At 68.8% G+C, this 9,573-nt stretch carries 10 protein-coding genes; 3 read left to right on the top strand and 7 right to left on the bottom strand.

What is annotated here, in order from left to right:
* The coding region (locus V7702_RS15475) for an NAD(+) diphosphatase (protein ID WP_335650975.1) at positions 1–471 on the top strand (471 nt) is incomplete at its 5' end.
* Positions 472–631: 160 nt separating this feature from the next.
* Here the strand turns inward: V7702_RS15475 and V7702_RS15470 are convergent.
* Together V7702_RS15470 and V7702_RS15465 are read right to left on the bottom strand one after the other, a co-directional pair.
* Positions 632–1,477: a prephenate dehydratase gene (locus V7702_RS15470; protein WP_335650974.1), complete on the bottom strand. Its 846-nt coding sequence runs from the start codon at positions 1,475–1,477 to the stop codon at positions 632–634.
* Positions 1,474–2,223, bottom strand: coding sequence for a 3-deoxy-manno-octulosonate cytidylyltransferase (locus V7702_RS15465; RefSeq protein WP_335650973.1), 750 nt, complete (start codon positions 2,221–2,223; stop codon positions 1,474–1,476). The genes V7702_RS15470 and V7702_RS15465 overlap by 4 nt, the downstream gene beginning before the upstream one ends.
* A 169-nt stretch (positions 2,224–2,392) precedes the next feature.
* Between V7702_RS15465 and V7702_RS15460 the strand changes: the two genes are divergently transcribed.
* Positions 2,393–3,058 carry a c-type cytochrome gene (locus V7702_RS15460; RefSeq protein WP_335650972.1) on the top strand — a complete coding sequence of 222 codons (666 nt, stop codon included), beginning with the start codon at positions 2,393–2,395 and terminating at the stop codon, positions 3,056–3,058.
* Positions 3,059–3,144: 86 nt separating this feature from the next.
* Here V7702_RS15460 and V7702_RS15455 read toward each other — a convergent pair whose 3' ends face one another.
* Both V7702_RS15455 and V7702_RS15450 read right to left on the bottom strand, forming a co-directional pair.
* Entirely contained in the window at positions 3,145–3,981 is an 837-nt protein-coding gene (locus tag V7702_RS15455; protein ID WP_335650971.1) for a C40 family peptidase, read from the bottom strand.
* Complete coding sequence (locus V7702_RS15450; RefSeq protein ID WP_335650970.1) at positions 3,978–5,354, bottom strand: leucyl aminopeptidase family protein; 1,377 nt, start codon at positions 5,352–5,354, stop codon at positions 3,978–3,980. The genes V7702_RS15455 and V7702_RS15450 overlap by 4 nt, the downstream gene beginning before the upstream one ends.
* Positions 5,355–5,441: 87 nt before the next feature.
* Between V7702_RS15450 and V7702_RS15445 the strand changes: the two genes are divergently transcribed.
* Positions 5,442–6,278, top strand: coding sequence for a tetratricopeptide repeat protein (locus tag V7702_RS15445; RefSeq protein WP_335650977.1), 837 nt, complete (start codon positions 5,442–5,444; stop codon positions 6,276–6,278).
* Between the two features lie 13 nt (positions 6,279–6,291).
* Here V7702_RS15445 and V7702_RS15440 read toward each other — a convergent pair whose 3' ends face one another.
* The 3 genes from V7702_RS15440 to V7702_RS15430 form a co-directional block, all read right to left on the bottom strand.
* The gene (locus V7702_RS15440; RefSeq protein ID WP_335650969.1) at positions 6,292–7,275 is read right to left on the bottom strand and encodes a type II secretion system F family protein; all 984 of its coding nucleotides are present in this window, start codon (positions 7,273–7,275) and stop codon (positions 6,292–6,294) included.
* A 10-nt stretch (positions 7,276–7,285) separates the two neighbouring features.
* Positions 7,286–8,260 (bottom strand): type II secretion system F family protein, encoded by a 975-nt coding sequence (locus V7702_RS15435; protein ID WP_335650976.1) that lies wholly within the window; start codon positions 8,258–8,260, stop codon positions 7,286–7,288.
* Positions 8,261–8,268: 8 nt separating this feature from the next.
* Positions 8,269–9,573, bottom strand: a 1,305-nt coding sequence (locus V7702_RS15430; protein WP_335650968.1) for a CpaF family protein, incomplete at its 5' end; no start/stop codon positions are given.

Genomic DNA, 9,573 nt, shown 5'->3' with positions numbered 1-9,573 from the left:
GTGGTGGACGGGGGCTGGAAGCGCCAGTGCCCGGTCTGCAAGGCTGAGCACTTCCCCCGCACCGATCCGGTGGTGATCATGCTGCCCTATCTGGGGGACCGCTGCATGATGGGCCGCCAGGAGGCCTGGCCGCCGGGCATGTTCTCGGCCCTGGCCGGCTTCCTCGAGCCCGGCGAGAGCATTGAGGAGGCCTGCGCCCGGGAGCTGGCCGAAGAGGCCGCCCTGAAGACGGTGAGCGTGCGCTACCACTCGACCCAGCCCTGGCCCTATCCCTCGTCCCTGATGATCGGCCTGCTGGCCGAGGTGGAGAACGACCAGGCCGCCCCGGACCAGACCGAGCTGTCGGAGGTTCGCTGGTTCACCCGCGCCGAGGCCCGCGACCTGCTGGCCGGCAAGATCGAAGGCGTCTTCGCGCCGGGGCCGCTCGCCATCGCCCACCAGCTGCTGAAGGCCTGGGCCGAGGAGGGCTGAGTCCTTTCAGGAGCCACGCGCCACCCTCTCCGCCGTCATGGTCGGGCTTGACCCGACCATCCATGAACACCGGGGCGGGCCAAGTGTGCATGGACCTTCGGGTCAAGCCCGAAGGTGACGACCTCGGGAAAGGTGGCGAGCTCGGGAGAACCCAGCCCGCCTAGACCCGGGCGCGGAAGGGGTCGGCCGGATAGACGCCGAGGATCTCGAACTTCTCGGAGAAGAACTGCAGCTCCTCGAAGGCCAGGGCCAGGCCGCGGTCTTCGGGGCGGCCGTCGACCTCGGCGTAGAAGAAGGTCGCCGTCCAGGCGCCGTCCTCCATGTAGCTTTCCAGCTTGGTCATGTTGACGCCATTGGTCGCAAAGCCGCCCAGGGCCTTGTAGAGGGCGGCCGGCAGGTTGCGCACGCGGAAGACGAAGCTGGTGATGCAGGGGCTGGTGAACGGCGGGGCGGGCGGATCGCGATCGGCGGTCATCACCAGGAAGCGGGTGGTGTTGTGCCGCTCGTCCTCGATATCGCGCAGCAGGATCTCCAGGCCGTAGATCTCGGCCGCCAGGGCCGGCGAGATCGCCGCCCGGGTCCGATCCGGCGTCTGGGCCAGCATCCGCGCCGCGCCGGCGGTGTCGCCCACGGTCTCGGCCTTGAGGCCCAGGCGCTTGACCGTCCTGCGGCACTGGCTGATGGCGATGGCCATGGACTGGACGGTGGTGACCTCCTCCAGTTTCACGCCGGGATTGACCATCAGCTGGAAGCGGATCGGCTTGAACTTCTCGCCGATGATCTTCAGGCCGGAATTGGGCAGCAGGTGGTGCACATCGGCCACCCGGCCGGCGATGGAGTTCTCCACCGGGATCATGCCGAGCTGGCAGTCGCCGGTCTTGATGGCCTCGAAGGCCTCGTCGAAGGTCGGATGGGGGACGGGCTCGTAGTCCGGGAAGTAGGCGGCGCAGGCCTCATGGCTGTTGGCGCCCAGCTCGCCCTGGAAGGCGATACGTCCCTGGCTCATCGAAGTCCCTCGGTCATGGCTCGGGCGTGGGCCCGGGCGCGTTCCAGATCGGCGGGGTTGTCCACCGAGATCGGCGCGGAGTCGATCACCGCCGCCCAGATGCTCATCCCCATCTCCAGGGCGCGGAGCTGTTCCAGCCGCTCGCGCTGCTCCAGCGGCGAGGGCTGTGCGGCCGTGAAGCGGATCAGTGCCTCGCGCCGATAGCCATAGACCCCATGGTGCAGCCAGACCGGCCCGTCGCCATAGAGGGGCGAGCGGGTGAAATAGAGGGCCCGGCCAGAGCGGCCATCCGCCGCCATGGCCAGCACCGCCTTGGGGATGTCGGGGTTCGAGCGCTCGGAAACGTCGCTATCGGCCACCACGATGGTCGAAATGTCGCAGGAAGGCTCACGGGCCAGCAGATCGGCGCAACCCTGCACCACGCCGGGCGCCACAAAGGGGATGTCGCCCTGCAGATTGATCACCACGTCGTGGCGGCCCTGGGGGTCGAGCACCTCCAGGGCGCGGAGGATACGGTCGGACCCTGAGGGCAGGTCCGGGTCCGTCAGCACGGCGCGGCCGCCGGCGGCTTCCACCGCTTCGACGATCTCCGGATCGCCCGCCGCCACGGCCACCGGACCCACACCGGCCGCCTGCGCCTGACGCAGAACGCGCACGATCATCGGCACGCCTTCGATGTCGGCCAGGGGCTTTCCCGGGAGGCGGGTGGCGGCCATGCGGGCGGGTATGAGGATGATCGGCGTCATGGTCCGGATGAAGACTGCGCGCGGCAGCGCTTGACGCTCCCAGCGACGAACTGGCCGGTTGCACGAGCGCCGGTAGCGTGTAAGAGACGCGGGCGCAATAAGGGGCGGGAGATTCCCGCGCGTCTGCCGGTTTCGATGACCGGCCTCAAAGAGGGCCGAATCCAAGACTATGAGCGACCTTACGTTCAACAAGGTCGCCGGCGCAGTGCTGGCGACAGGCTTGGCCATTGTTGGCCTGCGTGAAGCCTCCGCTATCGTGTTTGCGCCGCATGCGCCCGAGACCGCTGGCTATGCCATCGACATTCCTGAAGTCGCCGCCGGCGGCGCGCCGCCTGAGGCGCCCATCGACTGGGGCACGGTGCTGCCGACCGCCGACGTGGCGGCGGGCGAGGCCAGCTTCGCCAAGTGCGTGAGCTGTCACTCCATCGCCCAGGGCGGCGCCAACGGCACTGGCCCGAACCTGTTCGGCGTGGTCGGCGCCCATCCGGCCGTCCATCCCGGCTTCTCCTATTCGTCCGCCATGGTCGACCACGGCGCCGAAGCGCCGGTCTGGACCTTCGAAGAGCTGGGCCACTTCCTGGAAGCGCCGCAGCGCTACATCCCCGGCACCAAGATGACCTTCGTCGGCCTGAAGCGCCGCGAAGAACTGATCAATGTGATCGCCTATCTGCACTCCATGGGCGGCTCCTTGTCCTTCCCGGCGCCGAATCCGGTGGAAGAGCCCGCCGCCGAGGAGGCTGCCCCCGCTGAGGGCGAAGAAGCCGCGCCGGCTGAAGGCGAAGCCGCCGCCGAAGCGCCGGCCGCTGAAGCCGAGGCGACCGCCCCGGCCAACTAGGCCGACGGCGCGCACCGAAGAACGATCAGGCCCGGCGCCAGCGCCGGGCTTTTTCGTGTCTGGTGGTCTGAAGCCTGGCTCGCGGCTCAGGGGCGGCGATAGCTGGTGGGTTCGCCCGAGCCCGCCGCCTCGATCCGCGCGATGGCGGTGTTCAGCGGCTCGATCGCCACGGCCATGTGGTGGGCGTTGGCGTGGATGATCTGGTCGGTGTCCAGCATCATGGCCACATGGCCCCGCCAAAAGACCAGATCGCCGCGGCGCAGGGCCTGCGGATCGGCGTTCTGGGTGAAGCGCGCCTCCTGCATGTCAGTGTCCCGCGGGCAGGCCCGGCCGCAGGCCAGCATCGCCTGTAGAATGAGGCCCGAGCAGTCGATGCCGAGGCTTTCGCGACCGCCCCAGAGATAGGGCGTCTCCAGATGGCGCTCGGCGACCGCGGCCGGATCGCTGGCGAAGTCGAACCCGACAGGGGCGAGGTGGCGTTCGACGAACCATGCGCCGTCGGCGTCGCGGACAAAGCGCCCTTCCCGCTCGACTTCGCTGACCAGGGCGTTGAGGCTGAAGGGGCCGAGGGCCGGCGCCTTGATGCTGGGCGCTGCGAAGGCGTAGGTGCGCAGGGCGCTCACCCGATGGGTGGTCCGCGACGGGGTCCCAAGAGCCTCCAGGGCGACAAAGCCCACATAGCCGTCCCGCCGGGCCTGGCCCCAGGCGAAGCCATCGGCCTCGTCCAGGACGTCGAAGATCTCGCCAAACAGCAGTTGGTCGGCCTGCTCGGCCCCGGCCGAAGGCGCGGTGCGAATGGCGCTCGCCGCCACCCGACAAGCGTAGGCCCTCGGGTCTGCGTACCGCCCAGCCGCCACCAGGCCTTGGAGATCGCGCGCGGCCAGGTCGGGGCGCGCCAGGGTCAGGCGTGGATCGCGGCTCACCGGTAGCGGTCCTGCAGCATGCGCAGCAGCGCACGGATGGCCATGACCTCGCCCCCAGCCGGCACGCCGGGGCGGCCCTTGGGATTCCAGGCGAAGATGTCCAGGTGAACCCAGGCGCCCTCCGGCGCGAACCGCTGCAGGAAGAGACCCGCCGTCACCGCGCCCGCCTGAGCCCAGGCGTCGGGATCGTTCTTCAGGTCGGCCACGTCGCTGTCCAAGGCCTCCACGTAACCCTTCCAGAGCGGCAGGCGCCACAGGGGGTCCTCCACCGCCTCGGAGGCCGCCATGATCGCTGTGGCCAGCGCCTCGTCATCGGTCATGAACGGGGGAAGCTGCGGTCCCAGCGCCACCCGGGCGGCGCCCGTCAGGGTGGCCAGATCGATCGTCAGGTCCGGCGAAAGCTCGGCGGCGCGGGTCAGGGCGTCGGCCAGGATCAGGCGGCCCTCGGCGTCGGTGTTGCCGACCTCGATGGTCAGGCCCTTGCGCGAATCGATGACGTCGCCCGGCCGCATGGCGTCGCCGGAGATGGCGTTCTCCACCGCCGGGGTCAGGACCAGCAGCCGCACGGGCAGGCGGGCGGCCATGACCATCCGGGCCAGGGCCAGGGCGTGGGCGGCGCCGCCCATGTCCTTCTTCATCAGCCGCATGCCGGCCGAGGGTTTGATGTCGAGGCCGCCGGTGTCGAACACCACACCCTTGCCGATGATCGCCACCAGCGGATGACCCTCCTGGCCCCAGGACAGCTCGATCATCCGCGGCTCGCGGCTGGCGCCGGCGGCGCGGCCGACTGCGTGGACGGCGGGATAGTTGGCCTCCAGCAGGCCCTCGCCGGTCACCACCGTGATCGTCGCCCCGTACTGCTCGGCGATCTCCCGGGCGATGGTCTCGATCTGCAGCGGTCCCATGTCGTTGGGCGGCGTATTGATCATGTCGCGGGCCAGCGCACAGGCATGGGCCATGGCGCGCACGGCGGCCACATCGGCGCCCTTGGCCACAAGGCGTGGACGCTCGTCGGACTTCTTCTTGTAGCGGTCGAAGCGATAGCTCCCGAGCGCAAAGGCCAGGGCCGCCTCGTCAGGGGTGATGTCCTGCGGACTGGTGGCGATCTGATAGGTTCCCTGGGGCAGCTTGGCGGCGAGCGCACGGACCCCGGAAGCCCGCGCCTGGCCCAGGCCGAACAGCACCTGTTCGAGCCCGCCCTCGGCGTTGGGGACCAGCAGGATCTGACCGGCCTTGCCCGTGAACCCCTGGGCCGCCGCCAAGCCGCGCCCTTGCGGGCCGAGCTCCGCCACGGCGGCCTCGGCGTCGGCCTCCCGCAGGAGATGGACCGGGACGATGACGCCCTCGGCGGCGTCCAGGATCACGTCGGACATGGCGGCTGGCCCTTCGGCTTATGCTTAACGCTTCCTTTAAGGCGCCCGGTCCAGTCTGGCCGGAACCTACGGAGGCTACCCTTGGTCATGTGTCGCATGTCGGCCCTCGCCGCAACCGCCCTCGCGCTCGGCCTGGCCTCGGCCCCGCCGGCGCACGCCCTCGGGTTCAAGGCCAAGGCTGAAACGCCGGCGCCGGCGGACGCCCCGGCTCAGCCGACAGCGGCCCACAAGGCCAGCGCCGAAGAGCGCGCCCTGTCGGCGCGCCTCGATCCCCTGGCTCAGGCGGCCTTCTGGGCCCGCGAAGTCAATCTTGACGCCACCGATCTGGAGGCCGGGATCGGGCTGGCCCGCGCGCTACGCAACATGGGCAAGCCCGATGACGCCGCCGCCGCCGCCGAGCGGCTGGCCGTCCTGGCGCCCCATAATGTTGAGGTGATGCTGGAGTTGGCCCGCGCCCACCTGGCCCGCGGTCAGGGCTTCTACGCCGTCGAGCCGGGGCGCAAGGCCCAGAGTCTGGCGCCAGAAGACTGGCGCGCGCCCTTCCTGCTGGCCATGGCCTATGAGCAGGCCGAACGCGACGCCGAGGCGCTGGCGGCCCATCGCCGGGCCGTGCAGCTCGCCCCCGACAATCCCTCGGTGCTGTCCAATCTCGCCATGTTCCAGGCTGCGAGGGGCCAGACCGCCGAGGCCGAGGCGCTCCTGCGCCATGCCGCGGCCTTGCCGGGCGCCACGGCGGTCGCCCGCCAGAACCTCGCGCTGATCCTGGGTCTGCAGGGACGTCTCGCCGAGGCCGAGGCCCTGGCGCGCCAGGATTTGCCGCCGCAACTGGTGGCCAACAACCTGGCCTATCTGCGCGCTGCAGCGGCGTCGGGCTCCACCGGCGGCGCCGGTCGGTCCTGGAGTTCCGTGGGTTCGGCCCAGTAGCGGGCCGATTGCGTCAGGCGGGGCCGTTGGCCGCCATCATGTCCATGACCCTCAGGATCGCCGGTCCCAGGATCACCAGGAACAGTACGGGCAGGAAGAACACGATCATCGGCACGGTCAGCTTGGCCGGCAGCTGAGCGGCCTTCTTTTCCGCCGCGGCCAGGCGAAGATCGCGATTCTCCTTGGCCATCACCCGCAGCGCCGTGCCGAGCGGCGTGCCGTAGCGCTCGGCCTGGATCATGGCGGTGGTGACCGACTTGATGCCCGGATGGTTGGTCCGCTTGGCCAGGCCCTCATAGGCCTGCCGCCGTTCCGGCAGGTAGGAGAGCTCAGCGGTCAGCAGGGTCATTTCCTCGGCCAACTCGATGGAGGAGCCGCCGATCTCCTGGCTGACCTTCTGGATGGCCGCCTCGATGGACATGCCGGATTCCACGCAGATCAGCAGCAGATCCAGGGCGTCGGGAAAGGCGCCGACGATGGATTCCCGGCGCTTCTGGGCGATGTTGCTGATGTAGATATTGGGCGCGTAATAGCCCAGGGTGAGGCCCGCAACTGTGGCGGCGACGCGCGTCATGGAGGTCAGGCCAAAATCGTTGACCACGAAAAGATAGAAGCCCACGCCTGCCGCCAGGACGAAGGGCGATACAAAGCGGAAGAAGTAGAAGGTGCTGACCGGCCGCGGCCCGCGGAAGCCGGCCTGAGCCAGCTTTTCGACCACCTGGGGGTCCTCCAGAAGCCGCGAAAGCTGCAGCCGCTCGACCACCTTCTTATAGAGCCCCTCGTCTGTCTGGCGCAGGGAGCCGCCCTTGGCGGCCACCAGGGCCTCGCGGGACTTGCGCCGCAGCTCCTCGCGCCGGCTGGAGACGGATTTGAGCCGCGCCTCGAGGTTGCTGCGGTTCATCAGGGGTCGGGCGATGGTCACGATCGTGGCGAAGGTGACCACGGCCACAAAGACGGCCAGCAGGTTGTCGGGGTCGGTAAGAGCGCCCAGGTTCATCGCAGCGGCCCTAGATCTTCATCCGGATCATGCGGCGCATCACCCAGATCCCCATGCCCATCAGCAGCGCGCCGCCCAATAGGATCAGCCGGCCCCGCACGTCGGTGAACAGTGGCGCCATGTATTCCGGGGCCATCAGGGTGATCATGATCACCACCGCCGGGGGCAGGGAGCCGATGATGAAGGCCGAGGCGACGGCTTCGCCGGACAGGGCCTTGATCTTCTCCCGCATCAGCTTGCGGGCGCGGATGACGGTGGAAAGATTACCCAGCGCTTCGGCCAGATTGCCGCCGGTTTTCTGCTGGATCGCCAGGACGATGCCGAAGAAGCGCACCTCCTGGGCCGGCATGCGCTCGTACATGCGGTCGATCGCCTGATCGATCGAGACGCCCATGCCGGTGTTCTCGGTCATGGATTTGAATTCGCTGGCCAGGGGTTCGGGCGCCTCGGCGCCGATGATCCGCAGGCTGTCATTCACCGGCAGGCCCGACTTGATGCCGCGAACAATGATGTCCATGGCGTCGGGAAAGGCGCCGATGAACTTCTTTATCCGCCGGGCGGCCATCATGGCAACGATCCAGCGGGGCAGGCCTAGCCCCGCGGCGAAACCCAGGCCCAGCGCGACATAGGAAGCCTGGCCGACCATCAGGACCAGAAGGAAGACGGAGATACCGAGCCCGGCGCTGATCAGCCAAAAGGTGCGGACGTTGATGCTCAAGCCGGCCTGTTGCAGACGGGCGCCGAGGGAGAGCGAGGCCTTGCGCTGCTGGCGATCCTGTTCCTTGAGGCTCTGAAGGATCTGCTTGCGCCGCTGATCCTGGCTGGAGCCGCTGGCGCGGCGGGCCTTGGCGTCCCGCGGCTCGCGGCCCAGGATCGCCTGGGTTCGCTTGGCCGCCCGGGCCTGGGCCGGAGACGGGCCGGCCAGGGCGAAGCCGAAACCCGCCACGACGATGAAGCCGAGCACGGCGGCCAGGATGGCGAGCAGGGTGGCGCTCATTCGGCGGCGTCCAGGGCTTCAGCCAGTTCGCGCTCCAAGCCATAATAGCGGGCGCGGTCCCAGAACCGGGGACGGGCGATGCCGGTGGAACGGTGTCGGCCTACGACCCGGCCCTCGGCGTCCTCGCCGGTGATCTCATAGAGCATCAGGTCCTGGGTGATGATCACGTCGCCTTCCAGGCCCACGACCTCGGTCACGTGAGTGATGCGCCGCGAGCCATCCCGCAGGCGCGCCGCCTGGATGATCACATCGATGGAGCCGACGATCATTTCACGGATGGTCTTCGAGGGCAGGCCATAGCCGCCCATGGTGATCATGGACTCCAGACGGCTGACCGCCTCGCGCGGGCTGTTGGCGTGCAGGGTGCCCATGGAGCCGTCATGGCCGGTGTTCATGGCCTGTAGCAGGTCGAAGGCCTCAGGGCCGCGGACCTCGCCGACGATGATCCGCTCAGGCCGCATCCGCAGGCAGTTCTTCACCAGGTCGCGCATGGTGATCTGACCCTGGCCCTCCAGGTTCGGCGGACGGGTCTCAAGGCGCACCACATGGGGCTGCTGCAGCTGCAGTTCGGCGGCGTCCTCGCAGGTGACGACCCGCTCGGTGGGGTCGATGAAGGCCGTCAACGTGTTGAGCAGGGTCGTCTTGCCCGAGCCCGTGCCGCCGGAAATCAGGATGTTGCACCGGCAGGCGCCGATCACACCCAGCACCCTGGCGCCTTCGGAGGTAATGGAGTCGTACTCCACCAGGTCCTTCATGGTCAGCTTATCCTTCCGGAATTTCCGGATGGTCAGGGTCGGGCCGTCCAGGGCCAGAGGCGGGGCGATCACATTGACCCGGCTGCCGTCGGGCAGGCGGGCGTCACAGATCGGCGAGCTTTCGTCGACGCGGCGGCCGACCTGGCTGACGATCCGCTGGCAGATGTTCATCAGCTGGGAGTTGTCGCGGAAGCGCACATTGGTCAGCTGAACCTTGCCGCCCACTTCGATGAACACCCGGCTGGCGCCGTTGACCATGATGTCGGCGATGTCGTCCCGGGCCAGCAGGGGCTCGAGCGGGCCATAGCCAAGGACATCGTTGATGATGTCCTGGACCAGGGTCTCCTGTTCGGAGATCGACATGGAGACGTTCTTGATCGCCACCAGTTCGGCGACGATGTCGCGAATCTCCTCGGCCGCCGCCTTGGCGTCCAGCTGGGCCAGCTGAGCCAGATCGATGGTGTTGATCAGGGCGTTGAAGATGGTCGTCTTGGTGGCGTGGTAATAGTCCGACTGCTCGCGCACCACCTGGGTGGCGGGCGCCGG

This window comes from Phenylobacterium sp. (assembly GCF_036963605.1).
Lineage (GTDB): Bacteria > Pseudomonadota > Alphaproteobacteria > Caulobacterales > Caulobacteraceae > Phenylobacterium.
The sequence above is the reverse complement of the archived record's forward strand: the minus strand, read 5'-3'. Positions and strand labels throughout refer to the sequence as shown.

Coding starts and splice junctions, on each gene's coding strand:
- V7702_RS15470 (WP_335650974.1), bottom strand. CDS start 1,477: ATGAGCCAGGGACGTATCGCCTTCCAGGGCGAGCTGGGCGCCAACAGC.
- V7702_RS15465 (WP_335650973.1), bottom strand. CDS start 2,223: ATGACGCCGATCATCCTCATACCCGCCCGCATGGCCGCCACCCGCCTC.
- V7702_RS15460 (WP_335650972.1), top strand. CDS start 2,393: ATGAGCGACCTTACGTTCAACAAGGTCGCCGGCGCAGTGCTGGCGACA.
- V7702_RS15450 (WP_335650970.1), bottom strand. CDS start 5,354: ATGTCCGACGTGATCCTGGACGCCGCCGAGGGCGTCATCGTCCCGGTC.
- V7702_RS15445 (WP_335650977.1), top strand. CDS start 5,442: ATGTGTCGCATGTCGGCCCTCGCCGCAACCGCCCTCGCGCTCGGCCTG.
- V7702_RS15440 (WP_335650969.1), bottom strand. CDS start 7,275: ATGAACCTGGGCGCTCTTACCGACCCCGACAACCTGCTGGCCGTCTTT.